16 protein-coding genes, 1 tRNA gene and 1 pseudogene are annotated in these 18067 nt (G+C 69.9%); 13 read left to right on the top strand and 5 right to left on the bottom strand.

Going from position 1 to position 18067, the window contains the following annotated elements; translation table 11 throughout:
- Positions 1-86: 86 nt before the first annotated feature.
- Both OG584_RS22380 and OG584_RS22385 read left to right on the top strand, forming a co-directional pair.
- Positions 87-2282: a germacradienol/geosmin synthase gene (locus tag OG584_RS22380; protein WP_405780374.1), complete on the top strand. Its 2196-nt coding sequence runs from the start codon at positions 87-89 to the stop codon at positions 2280-2282.
- Between the two features lie 198 nt (positions 2283-2480).
- A complete protein-coding gene (locus OG584_RS22385; protein WP_405780375.1) occupies positions 2481-3080 on the top strand; it encodes a DUF1269 domain-containing protein in 600 nt (199 codons plus the stop codon).
- A 111-nt stretch (positions 3081-3191) separates the two neighbouring features.
- Here OG584_RS22385 and OG584_RS22390 read toward each other — a convergent pair whose 3' ends face one another.
- Positions 3192-3938 carry a DUF1990 family protein gene (locus OG584_RS22390; RefSeq protein WP_405780377.1) on the bottom strand — a complete coding sequence of 249 codons (747 nt, stop codon included), beginning with the start codon at positions 3936-3938 and terminating at the stop codon, positions 3192-3194.
- 146 nt (positions 3939-4084) lie between these two features.
- On the opposite strand from OG584_RS22390, the gene OG584_RS22395 reads away from it, so the two are divergent.
- Together OG584_RS22395 and OG584_RS22400 are read left to right on the top strand one after the other, a co-directional pair.
- The gene (locus tag OG584_RS22395; protein ID WP_405780378.1) at positions 4085-4348 is read left to right on the top strand and encodes a hypothetical protein; all 264 of its coding nucleotides are present in this window, start codon (positions 4085-4087) and stop codon (positions 4346-4348) included.
- An 87-nt stretch (positions 4349-4435) separates the two neighbouring features.
- Positions 4436-5146 carry a DUF1990 family protein gene (locus tag OG584_RS22400; protein ID WP_405780380.1) on the top strand — a complete coding sequence of 237 codons (711 nt, stop codon included), beginning with the start codon at positions 4436-4438 and terminating at the stop codon, positions 5144-5146.
- A gap of 359 nt (positions 5147-5505) precedes the next feature.
- Here the strand turns inward: OG584_RS22400 and OG584_RS22405 are convergent.
- Positions 5506-5580, bottom strand: a tRNA-Cys gene (locus OG584_RS22405).
- Positions 5581-5783: 203 nt separating this feature from the next.
- Between OG584_RS22405 and OG584_RS22410 the strand changes: the two genes are divergently transcribed.
- From OG584_RS22410 to OG584_RS22420, 3 genes and pseudogenes are all read left to right on the top strand, one after another.
- Complete coding sequence (locus tag OG584_RS22410; protein ID WP_405780382.1) at positions 5784-7235, top strand: MFS transporter; 1452 nt, start codon at positions 5784-5786, stop codon at positions 7233-7235.
- A pseudogene (locus tag OG584_RS22415) lies at positions 7232-7378 on the top strand (type II toxin-antitoxin system death-on-curing family toxin); the annotation flags it as partial. The gene OG584_RS22410 and the pseudogene OG584_RS22415, both read left to right, overlap by 4 nt.
- A 138-nt stretch (positions 7379-7516) precedes the next feature.
- The gene (locus OG584_RS22420) at positions 7517-9298 is read left to right on the top strand and encodes a DEAD/DEAH box helicase (RefSeq protein ID WP_405780384.1); all 1782 of its coding nucleotides are present in this window, start codon (positions 7517-7519) and stop codon (positions 9296-9298) included.
- An 89-nt stretch (positions 9299-9387) separates the two neighbouring features.
- On the opposite strand, the gene OG584_RS22425 is transcribed toward OG584_RS22420, so the two are convergent.
- On the bottom strand, positions 9388-10047 hold the full coding sequence (locus OG584_RS22425) for a TetR/AcrR family transcriptional regulator (protein ID WP_405780386.1): 660 nt from the start codon (positions 10045-10047) through the stop codon (positions 9388-9390).
- A gap of 107 nt (positions 10048-10154) precedes the next feature.
- Here OG584_RS22425 and OG584_RS22430 point away from each other — a divergent pair, with 107 nt between their 5' ends.
- The 5 genes from OG584_RS22430 to OG584_RS22450 all read left to right on the top strand — a co-directional run bounded on the left by OG584_RS22430 (position 10155) and on the right by OG584_RS22450 (position 15080).
- Positions 10155-11666, top strand: coding sequence for an FAD-dependent monooxygenase (locus OG584_RS22430; protein WP_405780388.1), 1512 nt, complete (start codon positions 10155-10157; stop codon positions 11664-11666).
- A gap of 144 nt (positions 11667-11810) precedes the next feature.
- Positions 11811-12389 (top strand): hypothetical protein, encoded by a 579-nt coding sequence (locus OG584_RS22435; RefSeq protein ID WP_405780390.1) that lies wholly within the window; start codon positions 11811-11813, stop codon positions 12387-12389.
- The gene (locus tag OG584_RS22440) at positions 12386-12724 is read left to right on the top strand and encodes an ArsR/SmtB family transcription factor (RefSeq protein WP_405780391.1); all 339 of its coding nucleotides are present in this window, start codon (positions 12386-12388) and stop codon (positions 12722-12724) included. The genes OG584_RS22435 and OG584_RS22440 overlap by 4 nt, the downstream gene beginning before the upstream one ends.
- 751 nt (positions 12725-13475) lie before the next feature.
- Complete coding sequence (locus OG584_RS22445; RefSeq protein WP_328317718.1) at positions 13476-14117, top strand: helix-turn-helix domain-containing protein; 642 nt, start codon at positions 13476-13478, stop codon at positions 14115-14117.
- Between the two features lie 174 nt (positions 14118-14291).
- On the top strand, positions 14292-15080 hold the full coding sequence (locus OG584_RS22450; RefSeq protein WP_405780393.1) for a S16 family serine protease: 789 nt from the start codon (positions 14292-14294) through the stop codon (positions 15078-15080).
- Between the two features lie 177 nt (positions 15081-15257).
- Here the strand turns inward: OG584_RS22450 and OG584_RS22455 are convergent, their stop codons facing one another.
- The gene (locus OG584_RS22455) at positions 15258-15740 is read right to left on the bottom strand and encodes an Lrp/AsnC family transcriptional regulator (protein ID WP_405780395.1); all 483 of its coding nucleotides are present in this window, start codon (positions 15738-15740) and stop codon (positions 15258-15260) included.
- Positions 15741-15883: 143 nt separating this feature from the next.
- Between OG584_RS22455 and hppD the strand changes: the two genes are divergently transcribed.
- Complete coding sequence (hppD, locus tag OG584_RS22460) at positions 15884-17029, top strand: 4-hydroxyphenylpyruvate dioxygenase (RefSeq protein WP_405780396.1); 1146 nt, start codon at positions 15884-15886, stop codon at positions 17027-17029.
- 61 nt (positions 17030-17090) lie between these two features.
- Here hppD and OG584_RS22465 read toward each other — a convergent pair whose 3' ends face one another.
- The gene (locus tag OG584_RS22465; protein ID WP_405780398.1) at positions 17091-18065 is read right to left on the bottom strand and encodes an SRPBCC family protein; all 975 of its coding nucleotides are present in this window, start codon (positions 18063-18065) and stop codon (positions 17091-17093) included.
- Positions 18066-18067 lie beyond the last annotated feature (2 nt).

The following is an 18067-nucleotide window of genomic DNA, read 5'->3' on the forward strand; positions in this document are numbered from 1 at the left end:
ATACCCGGCCCTCCCGGAGGATGCCCTTTCCTGCACAGGGGTAGTGCTGCCCCGATCAGCGACCTCGCGGGAAAGGCCGAACGTCAGTGTCAAAGCCTTTTGAATTGCCGGAGTTCTACCTGCCGCATCCGGCCAGGCTGAATCCCCATCTCGAAGAGGCCAGAGTCCATACCAAACAGTGGGCCAGGGACATGAGGATGCTGGAGGGTTCGGGAATCTGGGACGAGCACGATCTCGACTCCCACGACTACGCCCTGCTCTGCGCGTACACGCACCCCGACTGCGGCGGACCGGAACTGTCGCTCGTCACCGACTGGTATGTGTGGGTCTTCTTCTTCGACGACCATTTCCTGGAGGAGTTCAAGCGGTCGCAGGACCGGCAGGGCGGAAAGGCCTACCTCGACCGGCTGCCCGCTTTCATGCCGATGGATCTGGCCGACGGATTTCCCGAGCCGCAGAACCAGGTGGAGGCGGGCCTGGCCGACCTCTGGGCCCGCACAGTCCCCAGTATGTCCATGGAGTGGCGCGAACGCTTCGCGGTGAGCACCGAGAACCTGCTCAACGAATCCCTCTGGGAACTCTCCAACATCAACGCGGGGCGCGTCTCCAACCCCGTCGAGTACATCGAGATGCGGCGCAAGGTCGGCGGCGCGCCCTGGTCGGCCGGGCTCATCGAGTACGCGACGGGTGCGGAGGTCCCCGCCGCCATCGCGGGATCGCGTCCGCTGCGCGTGCTCAAGGACACGTTCTCCGACGGCGTCCATCTGCGCAACGACCTCTTCTCGTACGAGCGGGAGATCCAGGAGGAAGGCGAACTCAGCAACGGCGTACTGGTCCTGGAGACCTTCCTCGGCTGCACGACACAGGAGGCGGCCGACGCGGTCAACGATCTGCTCACCGCCCGGCTCCACCAGTTCGAGAACACCTTCTTCACCGAACTCGGCCCGCTCTTCGCCGAGTTCGGCGTCGGCCCGGAGGGCGTGGCGGACACGCTCAGCTACGTGAAGGGACTCCAGGACTGGCAGTCCGGCGGCCATGAGTGGCACATGCGCTCCAGCCGCTACATGAACGACGGCGGCACGATGGCCGAACCGGTGCTGCCGCTCGCCCCGCTGGGGATCGGCACCTCGGCCGCGGACATCCGGCAGATCATCGGGAAGACGGGCCTGGCACGGCTGCGCAACCACGTACATGTCCCGCATCAGCGCGTCGGACCGTCCCGGCTCCCCGACTTCGACATGCCGTTCGCGCTGACGCTCTCCCCGCATCTGGACGCCGCGCGGCGCAACCTCGTCGCGTGGGCGCACCGGATGCGGATGCTCGACGACATCTGGGACGAGCGGCTGCTCATCGGGTACGACTTCCCGATCTGCTCGGCGGGCATCGACCCCGACGCCACCGCTGATGAACTGGACCTGTCGGCGGGCTGGCTGGCCTGGGGGACGTACGCCGACGACTACTTCCCGATGGTGTACGGGCGGTCGCGTGACCTTGTGGGGGCGAAAGCGCAGAACGAGCGGTTCTCGCTCTTCATGCCGCTCGAAGGGGAGGCGCCGGCACCGGGGAACGTCATGGAGCGGGTGCTGGCCGACCTGTGGGCCCGTACGGCGGCCCCGATGGACCAGGAGGCGCGCCGCACCTTCCGTACGGCGGTCGAGAAGATGACGGCGAGCTGGCTCTGGGAGCTGGCCAACCAGGCGCAGCACCGCATCCCGGAGCCGGTCGACTACATCGAGATGCGCCGGATGACCTTCGGCTCCGATCTGACGATGTCGCTGGCCAGACTCGGTCATGGGCACGAGATCCCGGACGAGGTCTTCAGCAGTGGTCCCGTGAAGTCCCTGGAGAGCTCGGCGGCCGACTACGCCTGTCTGATGAACGATGTCTTCTCCTACCAGAAGGAGATCGAGTTCGAGGGAGAGGTGCACAACTGCGTACTGGTCGTACAGGCGTTCTTCAACATCGACTATCCGACGGCCCTGGCCATGGTCGACGACCTGATGGTGTCCCGCATGCGGCAGTTCCAGCATGTGGCAGAGCACGAGATCCCTGTCGTCTGCGATGACTTCGGCCTCGGCGAGGGGGCTCGCAACGCGCTGCAGAGCTACGTACGGGAGCTGGAGGACTGGATGGCGGCGATCCTGAACTGGCACCGGAAGACGCGGAGGTACGCGGAGGCCGACCTGCTCGCCGGCGGACCCGGCTCCCGCTATGTGCCGCCGGCCTCCACGGGGCTCGGCATGGCGGCGCTGGGGCTGGCGGGCCTCGTCAGCCGGGGCTGAGGCGACGCCCGGAGGGGGGCGGTCACGGGGGCCGCCGTTCCCGTGACCGCCCCGCCGGGCCGTATATCCGCCCGGAGGGGTGGACCGGGCCCCGGGCCCGCCCGGCCCCGGGCGCCCGGACGCCACAGTCACCTGTCTGGTTTGTCGGGTATTTCCTATAGTGGGTTGAGTCCTGCACCTCGATGAGGAGTCAGCCGCATGAGCAATCTGTTCGTCGTCGCCTACGACGATGTCGACACCGCCAATCAGGTCCGCGACAAGCTCGTCACGCTGAGCCGCCAGCACCTCGTGGAGCTGGAGGATGCGGTCGTGGTGGAGCGCCGGGAGGCCGACGGCAAGATCAAACTGCACCAGGCCGTCAACCTCACCGCCGCGGGGGCGACCGGAGGGGCGCTCTGGGGAGGACTCATCGGGCTGCTCTTCCTCGCGCCGCTGCTCGGTGCGGCCGTCGGGGCCGCGGCCGGCGCGGCGGGCGGCGCGGTCAGCGACACCGGGGTGAACGACGACTTCATGCGCGAGGTCAGCGCGAACCTGCGGCCAGGAGCCGCGGCGCTCTTCGTCCTGGCCAAGTCGGACGCGGTGGACAAGGTCGTGGACCAGCTGGCCCCGTTCGGCGGCCAGCTGGTCCAGACTTCGCTCTCGTCCGAGGACGAGGAGCATTTGAGGTCGATGGCCCAGGCGGCGCGGGGCGGGGATGCGGACCAGCCGACGACGAGGCCGGAGGGGTACGTGAAGCCGGCGGCCCGCACGGCGCGGGGCGGGGACGCGGAGCAGCCGACGACGCGGCCGGAGGCCTGAGCCCCGGGCGGCGCGGGCGGCGCGGGCGGCGCGGGCGGCGCGGGCTCGGGCCGGCCTGGATCGCGGGTCCTGGGGTTCAGCTTCTGGCTCTTCCGGGCGGGGCCCGCCGGGTCACCCGGCGGGTACCTCCCGGCAGCCCGCTGCCTCGACGACCCGCGTGTCGATGGTGATACCGCCGTGGGTCCGCCCGCCGGCGATGTCCGCGGCCCGCAGGCAGAAGTGCACCCACATGTTGAACTGGACCTCCTTGGACACCCGGAGCCGGCAGTACAGCAGATCCGCCCACCGGTCGCCGGCCCGGGACCACGCCTCGATCTCGAAGACGAGGAGCTCTCCCTCCCGCCGGGCCCGGAACTCGATCTGGCCCGCTTCGAGATGGCCCTGCAGCGTGCCGAACCTGAACGAGACCGGGTCGCGGTGGAGTACGCGTACGGGCCCGTCCCACGGCCCTGGCATCCGTACCCGGTACTCGTCGCCGACCCGAATGGTCCCGGCTGAGCCGGCTGTCTTGTCGAAGACGGCGACGCTGGACGGAGCCGCCCGGTTCAAGTCGGACATGACGGCGCCCATCAGCTCCTGCGGACTTGCCGCACTGCCCTCGATCAGGACGGAGAAGCGCCGGTGGAGCATGGGCCCCACACCGTCCGCCAGCCGCTTGCTGTGCCGGTCCAGCAGATGGGCGGGCACGGCGGGCGGCAGATCGCCGCTGTCACCTGCGGACTCGCTGCGGTGCAGTGCGCAGATCCGCCAGAGGTAGTTCCAGGACGTGATCGCCATCCCGGCGGGGAACCGCAGGAGGACTCCGAGCCGGCGCCGACGGGACAACTGAAACGGTTGCTCGGTATGCGCTGACGTCATACCGTTCACGATACGGTCAAAGCGCTTATTTCATACTTTTACCGACCGAGGTGATTCGCCGGTCAACGGTCGTGGTACGCCCCGACCGTCCCGACACGGCCTCTCCGCGACGCGGTTTTCCCTTCACGCGGTTTCACCCTGATGCAGTGGGAGGCACGGTGCAGATCTCGCGGGCACTGAGCCGCGCAGGAGTGCGCGGCTCCCATATGGAGGCGGCCTCGATGGCCGGAGTCGCGGTCTGTATCGGGTTCTGGCTGCGGGCCAAGGGATACGACCAGGAGGAGCGGGGCAATGCGGAGCGGCGGGCGCTGTTCGTCGGCCTCTGGCCCGCCACGCTGTGGCTCATGGGTCAGTCGGTCCGCGAATTCGAGCGGCCCGAGGGGATCGCACGGATCGGGCGGATCGGCTAGCCGGTGGGTGCCGGTCGCTGCTGTCGGTGGAGGCCGGTGGATGCCGGGCCGTTCGGGTTTCGCGGAATTCTCCAGTGAGGGGCGTCCATGGTGCGTGAGAGGCGACTCCACGGTGAGGGCGCCGCGTCGGCGCTGCGTTCGCTGAAGGCCCGTACGGTCAACTACTCCCTCCCGAGCGGCCGTACGCCCACGCGCGAGGAGGGCTGGCACGTCGACTCGCTCCGTCAGCTCCTCGCTCATGAGCGGCCGGGTGACCCGGAGCCGGGTGGAGCCTGGGACACCGCCTGCCGGCTTGTGCGCGACTACCAGTTCCCGGAGCCGGGCATCCTCCGGGCCCTCTACCGCCGCGACGACGCCCTGCTCGGGCGGAACATCCTGCTGGAGGGGCGCTTCCTCGGACTCCGATTCGACATGGGGGTCAGGATCACGTCGGTCACCGACGAGCTGCGGGGCGCGGGAGACACTGCCCAACGGGTCTGGGGCTGGGGCTACCGGACCCTTGAGGGTCACCTGGAGGAGGGAGAGCTCCTCTACCAGGTCGTGAAGTACCCGCACACGGGCGCTGTCGAGTTCCTGATCACCGGTTACTCGCGGCGAGCGCCCATCCGTAACCCCGTTGTCCGGGCGGGCTTCATGCTTTTCGGCCGCATGACGCAGCGGCGTTTCTACCGGGCCAGCGCCGACCGGCTACGGGAACTCACCCGCGCCGAGCTGCTCGGCGCCCCGCCCGCACGACCGCAGCTGTCACCGGCGGGCGACGGCCTGGTGGTCGTTCCGAGCGGCTCGGGCACCACCTAGAGCCAGGCGGTGCCGTGCTGTGCGGTGCCGCGTTGTGCTGCGGCCGTGCGGTGTCACGTTGTGCGGTGCGGTGCCGAGCTGTGCTGTGCGGTGCCACGTTGCGCTGAGCTGTGCTGTGCGGTGCCACGTTGTGCTGAGCTGTGCTGTGTGGTGCCACGCTGTGCCGAGTTGTGCGCCGCGGGGCGGTGTTGTGTGTGCTGTTGGCGGAAGCCTTGCGGCGACCCCCGGGCCCGCGGCCGGGAACAACCGGGGGCCTTACGCGCATGGAGGCCGTGGCGGGAATCGAACCCACGTGCTGTGTCGTTCCGGGGGGCGACCCCCGGGCCCCCGGCCGGGAACAACCGGGGGCCTTACGCGTATGGAGGCCGTGGCGGGAATCGAACCCACGTAACTCGCTTTGCAGGCGAGTCCCTAAACCACTCGGGCACACGGCCGGGCACTCGATCGGTTCCGTTCGGTCACTGCTCCGAACCGATCCAGTACGCCGACCGTAGGCTCCTCGCGGCGCCGCCTCAAGGCCGCCGGGGGCCCCGCAACGCGACTGCCACACCCCGTTCATGGTCCTACGACCAAGGGACGAGCCGAACCCCTCCCGCAGACAGGGTTCATCCGGTGGTTCGACCCTTACTCTGGTCGAATGGCCGCCCTGGAATCCCGCGACGCCGAGGTCGCGTCCCCCGTAGTGCCCGACGGCGCTCCCACCCCTGTGACCAGCGGGATTCTCGGCAGTGCCTACCGGGCGCTCAGTATCGGCATCGTCACCGTCGTCCTGCTCATCGCCTTCGAGGCGACCGCCGTCGGCACCGCGATGCCGGTCGCCGCGCGGGAGCTGCACGGCGTCGCGCTGTACGCCTTCGCGTTCTCCGCGTACTTCACCACCTCGCTCTTCGCGATGGTCCTCTCCGGGCAGTGGGCCGACCGGAGCGGGCCGCTGCACCCGCTCGCCACCGGGATCGCCGCCTTCGCCGCCGGACTGCTGCTCTCCGGCACCGCGTCCACGATGTGGATCTTCGTCGCAGGGCGGGCCGTGCAGGGCCTCGGCGGTGGGCTGGTCATCGTCGCGCTGTACGTCGTCGTCAGCCGCGCCTACCCGGAGCGGCTGCGGCCCTCGATCATGGCCGCCTTCGCCGCGAGCTGGGTGGTGCCCTCCGTGGTCGGGCCGCTCGCCGCCGGAACGGTCACCGAACACCTCGGCTGGCGCTGGGTCTTCATCGCGATCCCGGTCCTGGTGGTGCCGCCGCTCGCTCTCGCGCTGCCCGCCATCCGCCGCAAGGCCGCGGGCCCTGCCGATCCCTCCGTACCAGCGCCCGCCTTCGACGGTCGGCGCATCCGGCTCGCACTCGGGATCTCGTTGGGGGCCGGGCTGCTCCAGTACGCGGGCCAGGACCTGCGGTGGCTGTCGCTCGTCCCGGCCGTGGCGGGCACAGTGCTGCTGGTCCCGGCCGTGCTCGGGCTGCTGCCGCGCGGTACCTGCCGCGCGGCGCGCGGGCTGCCGTCCGTGGTGCTGCTGCGCGGGATCGCGGCGGGGGCGTTCGTCGCCGCCGAGAGCTTCGTCCCGCTGATGCTGGTCACCCAGCGCGGGCTCTCGCCCACGATGGCCGGGCTCTCGCTGGCGGCCGGCGGCGGGACCTGGGCGCTCGGCTCGTACGTACAGTCCCGGCCGGGCATGGAGCCGTACCGGCAGCGGCTGATGGTGACGAGCATGATCCTCGTCGCGGCGGCCATCCTGGCCGCGCCGAGCGTCCTCTTCCACTCCGTCCCGGCCTGGACGGTCGCGGTGGCCTGGGCATTCGGCTGCTACGGGATGGGCACGGTCGTCTCCTCGACGAGCGTGATGATGCTGGAGCTGTCGGCCCCGGAGGAGGCGGGCGCGAACTCGGCCGCCCTGCAGATCTCGGACGGCCTCTCGAACGCGCTGCTGCTCGCGGCGGGCGGCGCGGCCTTCGCCGCGCTGGGCGGGGGAGCCGTGGGGGCCCTGCACGACGGGGCCTCGGCCCCGCACCCGGCAGCATTCGCGGCGGTGTTCCTGCCGATGGCGGCGGTGGCTCTGGCGGGGGCGTGGGTGGCTACGCGACTGCGAGCCAGCTGACCTGTGTCGTCTTCCTCGCCATGAACGGCGTGCAGCTGCGGCTCGACATCGACGCGGCCGAGCGCCTGGTGACCGCGGTGGCGGCCGGGCGCACGGAAGAGGTCAAGGAGATCTCCCGGGAACTGCGCGCCCTGGCGGCGTGAATCGCCCCACGCGGTGAGTGAGCCGGGTCTCATCGCGTACGGGTGGTGCCGTTCGCGCAGGGGCCCGACCGGGCCGCAGGTAGGGTGGCCCGGTTGTCGTACCGACGCCCCGTGCACCTCTGAGAACCGACGGAGACCGTGACTACTACCGCCTCCCACCACCTCTCACCCGCCTTCCCCGGCCGCGCCCCCTGGGGCACAGCCAGCAAGCTGCGTGCCTGGCAGGAAGGCGCGCTGGAGCGCTACCTCCATGAGCAGCCCCGTGACTTCCTCGCGGTCGCGACCCCGGGCGCGGGGAAGACCACCTTCGCGCTGACGCTCGCGTCCTGGCTGCTGCATCACCACGTTGTGCAGCAGATCACCGTTGTCGCGCCGACGGAGCATCTGAAGAAGCAGTGGGCGGAGGCCGCCGCCCGGATAGGGATCAAGCTCGACCCGGACTACAGCGCGGGGCCCCTGAGCAAGGACTACGACGGCGTCGCGGTCACCTACGCCGGTGTCGGCGTACGCCCGATGCTGCACCGCAACCGCTGCGAGCAGCGCAAGACGCTGGTGATCCTCGACGAGATCCACCACGCGGGCGACAGCAAGTCCTGGGGCGAGGCATGCCAGGAGGCGTTCGACCCGGCGACCCGGCGGCTCGCGCTGACCGGTACGCCCTTCCGCTCGGACACCAACCCGATCCCCTTCGTCGCGTACGAGGAGGGCAACGACGGCATCCGGCGCTCGTCCGCCGACTACACGTACGGCTACGGCAACGCGCTCGCCGACGGCGTCGTCCGCCCGGTGATCTTCCTCAGCTACAGCGGCAACATGCGCTGGCGCACCAAGGCGGGCGACGAGATCGCCGCCCGGCTCGGCGAGCCGATGACCAAGGACGCCATCGGCCAGGCCTGGCGCACCGCGCTCGCGCCGACCGGCGAGTGGATCCCGAACGTGCTGCGCGCCGCCGACCAGCGCCTCACCGAGGTCCGCAAGGGCATCCCGGACGCCGGCGGGCTCGTCATCGCCTCCGACCAGGACACCGCCCGCGAGTACGCCAAGATCCTCCGGAAGATCACCGGTGACCGGCCCGCCGTCGTGCTCTCCGACGAGAAGGCCGCGTCGAAGAAGATCGACCAGTTCGCCGCCGACGAGTCCCGCTGGATGGTCGCGGTGCGGATGGTGTCGGAGGGCGTCGACGTGCCGCGCCTCGCCGTCGGCGTGTACGCCACCACCATCTCGACACCGCTCTTCTTCGCCCAGGCTGTGGGCCGCTTCGTGCGTTCCCGCAGGCGAGGCGAGACCGCGTCCGTCTTCGTGCCTACGATCCCGATGCTCCTCGACTTCGCGAACGAGATGGAGGTCGAGCGGGACCACGTACTCGACAAGCCCAAGAAGGGCAGCGACGAGGAGAACCCGTTCTCGGAGGAGGACAAGCTCCTTGCCGACGCGGAGAAGCTGGAGGACGAGGAGACCGAGGACCAACTGCCCTTCGAGGCCCTCGAATCCGACGCGGTCTTCGACCGGGTGCTGTACGACGGCGCCGAGTTCGGGATGCAGGCCCATCCGGGCAGCGAGGAGGAACAGGACTACCTCGGCATCCCCGGTCTGCTGGAACCGGACCAGGTGCAGCTGCTCCTCCAGAAGCGGCAGACCCGGCAGATCGCACACAGCCGCCAGAAGCCGGCCGAGGAGGCCGACCTGCTGGAGAAGGCCGCCGAAGCGCGCCCGGTCGTCACGCACAAGCAGCTGCTCGAACTGCGCAAGCAGCTCAACACGATGGTCTCGGCCTACACCCACCAGAGCGGCAAGCCGCACGGCGTGATCCACACGGAACTGCGCCGGACCTGCGGCGGCCCGCCGAGTGCGGAGGCGACCGCAGGCCAGCTGAAGGAGCGCATCGCGAAGGTCCAGGAGTGGGCCACCCGGATGCGGTGAGGGCCACTGGGGCGGCGCCTGGGGCAGGCGCCGCCCCGACGTACGTGAACCGTCGCGTCCCTCGGCTGCGGCTGGGTCCAGGAACGGCCCTACGCGCCCGTGTGCTCGCTCTCCGCGAGTCCGCACTCCGTCAGGCCGTTGCGCAGTAGCGCGAAACCGTGCTCGGCGTCCTGCACGGCGCCCGGATAGCGGTCGTCGGCCGGTTCGCCGAAGGCCAGGCGTTCGGCGTTGTCCTGGGCGAGCGCCCACTGCGTCGCGACGAGTTGGGCGGCCGCCAGTCGCGCGGTCGGTTCGGGGGCGTCCGCCGTGTCGCGCAGTGCTTGCGCGAGGGTGCGCTCCGCGACGGTCTTGAACTGCGCCATCCTGGCCACGAGCGGGGGCGCATCGAAGATCATCCGCACGAGGCTGCGGATCTCCGGGCGGTCATTGAGGCCGGTGATCGGATCACGCTCGCGCAACCCGGTCAGGAAGTGCTCGCGCAGCGCCGCCACCGGTGTGGTGCCTGCCTGGCGGGCCCGTACCACCCGGGCGGCCTCCGTCTCGTGGTCGGCGAGCCGGTGCACCACGAGGTCCTCCTTCGCCGGGAAATAGGCGAAGAGCGTGCGCTTCGACACCTCTGCGGCCTCGGCCACCTCGGCCGTGGACACCTGGGCGAAGCCACGTTCGAGGAAGAGTGCGATCGCCGCGTCGGAGATCGCCGCACGCGTCCGTTCCTTCTTGCGTTCCCGCAGGCCTGGCTTGCTGTCCACGGCTTCAGATTAGCAGGACCGTTTGCCCTGAGGATCCTTATGCACTTAGTGTATTTTTGCACTCAGGGCAGCAATCGGTGAGGGAAGCGGGAGCAGGCATGGCGAGCATGGCGACGGAAACTGACTGCGGGAGCGACATCGAGGCGGAAGTGGTGATCGCGGGCGCGGGGCCGACCGGGCTGATGCTCGCCTGCGAGCTTGCGCTGGCCGGCGTCGACACCGTGGTCCTGGAGGGGCTGCCCAGGCGTATCGAGCAGGTGAAGGGCGGCACGATCCAGCCCAGGACTGCCGAACTGCTGGAGATGCGCGGCCTGTTGGAGCCCCTGCTCGACCGGGCGACGCCCCGTGAGCCGGTCGGCGGGCACTTCGCGATGCTGCCTGTGCCGTTGGACTGCTCACCCTGGGAGACGCGGCACCCGTTTCCGATCGGGGTCCCCCAGTGGGTGATCGAGGAGGTGCTCGAGGAGCGGGCCGTCGCGAACGGTGCGCGGGTCCTGCACGGAGTCGCGGTCCTCGGAGTGGAGCAGGGCGACGGTGTGACCGTGGCAGCGGAGGGCGTGCGGGTGCGGGCGAACTACCTCGCGGCATGCGACGGCGGGCACAGCACCGTGCGGAAACTGCTCGGCCTGCCGTTCCCCGGCAGATCCGGGACGTTCCTCGCGGTGCTCGCCGACATCCGGCTCTCCGCTGTCTCGTCGCTGGTGCCCGAGCGGGCGGGGCACATCAGCGAACTGACCCGGCGCGTCGGAGAGTACTGGGCCATGCTGGTTCCGGTCGGAGGCGACAAGTACCGCTTCACGTACGGCCGTACGGGCCAGACGGACATCACTCGCGACAGCCCGGTCACGTACGAGGAGATCGCCGGCGCGCTCAAAGCGGTCTACGGCGACGGCGCCGTGCTGAGTGCGGTCGACACCTCCTCGCGGTTCAGTGACGCCACCAGGCAGTTGGAGAGCTACCGTGCCGGCCGCGTCGTCTTCGCGGGCGACGCCGCACACATCCACCCGCCGCTGGGGGGCCAGGGCCTGAACCTCGGCATACAGGATGCGTTCAACCTCGGCTGGAAGCTTGCTGCGACCGTGCAGGGCCGGGCGCCCGCCGGCCTCATCGACACGTACCAGGCAGAACGGCACCCCGTCGGCGCACAGGTACTGCACCACACGTCGGCACAGCGGGTCCTGACCGATCCGCACCCGGGTGAGGACGTGGCCGCGCTGCGGGACATCTTCATGGACCTGTTGCGGCTGCCGGACGCCAACCGCCTCCTGGCGGGTCTGATGTCGGGCCTGTCGCTGGGCTACGAGCTGCCGGGGAGCCATCCGCTCATCGGGCATCGGGTACCCGACGTCGACCTGGTCACCGAGGCGGGAAGCGCCCGTCTGTCGGCTCTGTTCGGCTCGGGGCACGCCGTCCTGCTCGACGTGGCGGGAGTTCTCCCCGCCGACCTGCGGATCCCGCCGTGTGTGGACGTCGTCCGTGCGACGTGCGCGACGGAGTCGTGGGGCGCGGCGGCCCTGCTCCTGCGTCCCGACGGCTACGTCTGCTGGGCCACGGACGACGCGGCCGACTGCGGCCGGACGCTGCTGCCGGCCATCGCCGCCGAGCTGACGAGCAGCTGATGCTCCGGGCTCTCCACCCCCGGGTGGAGAGCGGAGTTCCACCCTCGGTCAACCCCAGCGCCGATCCGAGGGCTCGGGGCTTCTCCGTACTGTCGAGGTCGTTGGCCGCTTCGGCTCCGGATGCCCGTCGAGAGGAACTTCAGCATGAGCTACTTACGAGGATTCGCCCCGTGGATCGTCTTCTCCGTGGTGTCGTCGCTCGGCTGGCAGTGGGGGGCGGCCGCCGCGCTCCTTGCGTCCGTGTTCCCGCTGGTGCGGGCCCGCAGGTCCGGTGCGGGAGCGGACGCCCAGATCCTGGACTTCGGCACTGTCCTCTACTTCGCCGGGCTCAGCCTGCTGGCTTTCCTGGATCCGGCGTCAGGCATCCACTCGTACGCAAGCGCGCTCTCGTCCTGCTGGGTGGCCCTCATCGCGTGGACCAGTCTTGCGGTGCGGCGGCCCTTCACTCTGGGCATCGCCAAGCAGCACGCCGAGCCGAGCCTCTGGAGCACCCCGCGGTTCCTGCGCGTGAACACGGTCCTCACCACCGCCTGGGCCACAGCGTTCACGTGTACGGCTGTCGCCGCCTTCCTCTGTGAAGCCGCCGGTGCCGGGCTGTTCGTCCGCGTCTGCTGCCAGGTGGTCGGCTTTGGCGCCCCCGCCTACTTCACCCACTGGTACGTCGGCCGGGCCCGGTCGCGCCGCGACGGCCGGACGGCGGCGCCGACTGCGGAGACCTCGTGAACCCGCGCGAAGCGAGCGCGGCCGCGGCCGCGGCGCTGGCTGATCCGCATCGGCGGCGGGTCGTCGCCGAACTCGCCGTGAGCCCCGAAGACGAGCGCCTGTGCTCGACGTTCGACCTTCCCGTCAGCAAGTCGACGCGGACCCACCACTGGCGAGTCCTCCGTGAAGCAGGGCTGGTGCAGCAGCGCGACGCGGGCAACCGCCTGTATATGCGCCTGCGGAAGGATGAACTGCAGCGCAGGTTTCCGGGGCTGGTGGAACTGGTGCCGGCAGATGCCAGGAGTGCCCTCACCCCGACAGTGCCAGGCGCGGTGAGCGACCCGCCCGTCGCGTGAGGCAGGGGCGGCCGTAGTCCCAGCTGTCCCGTGCGGCGCGGGCGTCTTGTGCGGCCCGGTGATCCCGTTCGGCCCTCGTGATCCCGTTCGGCCCTCGTGGTCCCGTGCGGCCCGTCAGGCTCGAAGGTAAAGATCTCCCTGGGCGGATCCGCCCGCCTCTTACCCGGCTTCCACTGAGCGTGACGATCGGCCATCTGCTCGTCGCCTTCGACGGACCGGCGAGCCAGTTCCGTATCGGGGTCTCGGATGCAAGTCCGGATCGGCCGCCGACCAGCCTGTCGGCCTTGCGGCTGAGGAGGAATCGGGCCGCGGTCTGCAACTCGTCGATGTCCTCGCCGTCAGATGGGGGCTCAGGACCACGCGTCCCCATCGGGAAGACCGTCCGGGCGGACGTGGTGGTCGCTCCGTGCTCGGCGTTCTGAAAGGTGAGTACCGAAGCGAGCCGGGGCCGAAGGTAAAGGGTCGGCATAAAGAGGTTGAAGGTAAAGGAAGGTGATCCGGTCACTGAGTGCGGCTATTCCGCCACAATCAAGGCAAGTGGCCGACCGACTGCCCGGATTCTGGACTTGCCCTTCCGCTGAGCGGACCGGCTCGCTACTGTCCCGGCAACGCATACGCCCCGTGGCAGAGCCGCCTCGGAGCGCAGCCGGTGCCCTGGCCTGCCGGCGGCCGCTGCGAGCGACGCCGACGGGAACCGGTGCCGCGATCCACGTGGTGAGCCGCCGCGACTACCACGTAAGGAGTGGGCGTCGTGACCGCCGAGACTTCTCAGACGCTCGACCGGGGACTCCGTGTCCTCAAGCTGCTTGCAGACACCGACCACGGGCTCACCGTCACCGAGTTGTCCAACAAACTCGGCGTCAACCGCACCGTGGTCTACCGACTGCTCGCCACATTGGAACAGCACACCCTGGTCCGCCGCGACCTGGGGGGCCGTGCACGGGTCGGGCTCGGCGTGCTGCGCCTGGGCCGCCAGGTGCATCCGCTCGTCAGGGAAGCGGCTCTGCCCGCCCTCCGCTCGCTCGCCGAGGACATCGGCGCTACGGCACACCTCACCCTGGTCGACGGTTCGGACGCGCTCGCTGTCGCGGTGGTCGAGCCGACGTGGACGGACTACCACGTGGCGTACCGGGCGGGTTTCCGTCACCCGCTGGACAAGGGCGCGGCCGGGCGGGCGATTCTCGCTTCCCGGCAGGGGCTGCCCGACGGGCCGGGCTACACGCTCACCCACGGCGAGCTGGAGGCCGGCGCGAGTGGCGCCGCCGCACCGCTGGTCGGGGTGACCGGGGTGGAGGGGAGCGTCGGTGTGGTGATGCTCGCCGACTCCATACCGGAGCGGGTGGGGCCCCGGGTGGTCGACGCGGCGCGGGAGGTCGCCGAAGCGCTGAGGTGACGGGGCGCTCGCCGCAACGGGCACGCGGCGCGGGGCTCCATGCTTCTGAGCCCGGAGCCCGGAGCCCGGACCCCGGACCCCCGGACCTCGACCGCCGTGCGGGGGGTGATCCGGCCCGATCCGGCCTCCGGTCCCGGAACGGGCCGGATTTGCTCCGACCGATAGATTGGCCCCGTGCTCCTCCGCAATCCGCGCTCCCGCGTCCTCGCCGTCTGTACCGTCCTGGTGCTCGCCCTTCTCGGTACGGCCGCCTTCGTGCCGCTGCCGTTCTCGGTGGCGCAGCCGGGGCTGACGGCCAACGTGCTCGGTGCCGACAAGGGCCAACCCGTGATCAGCGTTACGGGAGCGCCCGTACGCAAGGTCTCCGGACAGTTGCGGATGGTGACCATCGAGGCGACCGGCCCGTCCACCGATGTGGATCTGGGGCAGGTGGTCCACGGCTGGTTCCGCACCGACCGGGCGGTCATGCCGCGTGACGCGGTCTACCCGGGCGGCGGCAGCGACGCGCAGATCGAGAAGCACAACCTCGACGAGATGAAGGGCTCACAGGACGCCGCCACCGAGGCCGCGCTCTCCTACCTCGGCGACAGCTCCGACAAGGTCAAGGTGACCCTGCACCTCGCGGACGTCGGCGGCCCCAGCGCGGGACTGCTCTTCTCGCTCGGCATCATCGACAAGCTGGACGGTGACGGTGCGGGCGCGGACCTCACAGGGGGCCGCACCATCGCCGGTACCGGAACGATCGACGCCGACGGGAAGGTCGGCGCGGTCGGGGGAGTGGCGCTCAAGACACAGTCCGCCGCCCGTGACGGGGCCACCGTCTTCCTCGTACCGAAGGCCGAGTGCGCGGACGCCAGGACCGGGCTTCCCCACGGGCTGCGGCTGATCCCGGTAACCACCCTCAAAGGCACGGTATCGGTGCTCCGGACGCTGAAGAAGGGCGGCTCGGTCCCCGGCTGCTGACCGGCCACCGGGGACTTGCGGACCCGGCGGCGTGCGGGTCGCGGCGCGGATTCAGCTCCCCGCAGGCGGTCGGAACCCCGGTCCCGGCGCCGATCCAGGTCCGGGCCCCGGTCCGGGTCCGCAGCGGGTGGGAGGCGGGGGCGGGAGCTCCGGCTTGGACCAGGACCTGAGAAGAGTTCACTCCTCGGGGTCCCTTCCTCGGCTCGCCTGCTCCACCAGCGGGATGACCCGCAGCGGAACAGGGTTCTCCATGACGATCGCTGTGGAGGCGCGCACGATGCCATCGAACCCCACCACCAGATCGATCACCCGCTGGAGATCGGCGTTCGACCGGGCCACCAGCCGGCAGAGCATGTCGCCGCTCCCGGTCGTGGTGTGCAGTTCCAGCACCTCGGGTACCCCACTCAAGTGCGCCCGCACGTCGACCCCTTGGCCCTGTTTGATCTCCAGCGTCGCGAAGGCGGTCACCGGGTAGCCGAGCGCCGCCGGATCGACGTCGGGGCCGAATCCGCGGATTACGCCATGCGACTGGAGCCGGTCGAGCCGGGCCTGCACCGTGCCGCGCGCCACACCGAGCCGCCGCGAGGCCTCCAGTACGCCTATTCGGGGTTCGCGGGCCAGCAGCACGATCAGCTGCCCGTCCAGTGCGTCGATGCTCACGCTTCGCTCCCGCCGCTCGCGGTGCCACCGGCCTGTGGTCACCCTGTACAGATGGACCGCCCATCATGGGCGCGCACTGTGCATATTGCCCAGCGAAATCACGAACTATTGCGCACCTTGCGATACGGCGGGACGCTTCGTCCATGACTGAGACCACCCAGCACACCCCCGACACCGCGCGTGAGGCCGATCCCTTCCCGGTGAAGGGAATGGACGCGGTCGTCTTCGCCGTGGGCAACGCCAAACAGGCCGCGCACTACTACGCGACCGCCTTCGGCATGAAGCTCGTCGCCTACTCCGGACCCGAGAACGGCAGCCGTGAGACCGCCAGTTACGTCCTGACGAACGGCTCGGCCCGCTTCGTGTTCACCTCCGTCATCAGGGCCGCGACCGACCACGGCCGCTTCCTCGACGCCCATGTCGCCGAGCACGGGGACGGCGTCGTCGATCTCGCCATCGAGGTGCCGGATGCCCGTGCCGCGTACGCCTACGCGACCGCACACGGCGCCACCGGCCTGCAGGAGCCGTACGAGGTCAAGGACGACCACGGCACGGTCGTCCTGGCGGCCATCGCCACGTACGGCACCACCCGCCACACGCTCGTCGAGCGCACCGGCTACGACGGCCCCTACCTGCCCGGCTACGCGTCGGCCGACCCGATCGTCGAGCCGCCCGCGCGGCGCACGTTCCAGGCCATCGACCACTGCGTCGGCAACGTCGAACTCGGCAAGATGAACGAGTGGGTCGCCTTCTACAACAAGGTCATGGGCTTCACCAACATGAAGGAGTTCGTGGGCGACGACATCGCCACCGAGTACTCCGCCCTGATGTCGAAGGTAGTCGCCGACGGCACGCTGAAGGTGAAGTTCCCGATCAACGAGCCGGCGGTCGCGAAGAAGAAGTCGCAGATCGACGAGTACCTGGAGTTCTACGGCGGCGCGGGCGTCCAGCACATCGCGCTCGCCACGAACGACATCGTCGGTTCGGTCCGGGCCATGCGCGCGGCGGGCGTCCAGTTCCTGGACACACCCGACTCGTACTACGACACGCTGGGGGAGTGGGCGGGCGAGACCCGTGTCCCCGTCGAGACCCTCCGGCAGGAGAAGATCCTCGTCGACCGCGACGAGGACGGCTATCTGCTGCAGATCTTCACGAAGCCGGTCCAGGACCGGCCGACGGTCTTCTTCGAGATGATCGAGCGGCACGGATCGATGGGGTTCGGCAAGGGGAACTTCAAGGCGCTGTTCGAGGCGATCGAGCGGGAGCAGGAGCGGCGCGGGAATCTCTGACCGGCCTGGTGCGACGCGGTAGGGGCCGGGGCTCGAGCCCCGGCCCCTACCGCGTCGCCGCTCACTCCTCTTCGTCCTCTTCTTCCTCGTCGTACTCTTCGTCTTCGTTGTCGTCCTCCGGTTCGTCCTCGTACTCCTCGTCGTCGTCCGGCTCTTCGTCCTCTTCGCCGGCCTCGTCGTCCTCGGTCTCGTCCGTCCCGCCTTGGTCCTCGTCGTCCTCAAGCCCTTCTTCGTGGCTGCGGACGACTTCGCCGTCGCGGATCTCGCCGCGCCAGCCCTCGACCTCGTCGTCGTCCCCCGTCAGGGTGACGTAGCGCTGGAAGTGCTTGAGGTCCAGGCGCAGCCGCCGCCCCTGGGCACGCCAGATGTTGCCCGTCTTCTCGAAGAAGCCGGCAGGCGTGTACTCGACGACAGCGACGACACGGGTCAGGCTCGGGGCCAGTTCGTGGAAGGTGATGGCGCCGCGGGTGGTGCCCTTGGCGCCCTCCGACGTCCAGACGATGCGGTCGTCGGCCACTTGATCCTGGACCGAGGCCTTCCAACTGCGGTTGGAGAAAGCGACCTTGAGCTTCCAGTCGCTTTCGATCTCGTCCGACTGCTTCACGCCGGTGACGCCCTTCGTGAAGGAACTGAATTCCTCGATCTCGCACCAGCGGTCATACACCGTACGCAGGGGCTTTCCGACGTCGATGGCTTCGACGATATTGACCACCTTCTGGTTTCCGGCCTTGCCGCTGCCGCCGCCGAAGGCGTTCTTCACCGAGTCCACCGCCTTGTCCTTCACGGCGCCGGCCTTCTCACCCACAAAGGCCTTGACGGGATTCTCGCCGCCCATGACCCGTTTCCCGATGTCGAGAATTCCGCCGCCTTCGCCGTCCCCGGAATCCCCCAGGTTCTGCGCGAGGTCGGTGAGTTTCCCGCTGGCTGAATCCACCAGCCGCTGCCCCTGGGCTCCGACATAGGCGGACAACTGTTCCTTGACCTGATCGAGGCCGGACGGGCTCTCGTCCGCGGGCTCCTTGTCCTGCTTGGCCATGA

It is taken from the genome of Streptomyces sp. NBC_00859 (genome assembly GCF_045161865.1).
Classification (GTDB): Bacteria; Actinomycetota; Actinomycetes; order Streptomycetales; family Streptomycetaceae; genus Streptomyces.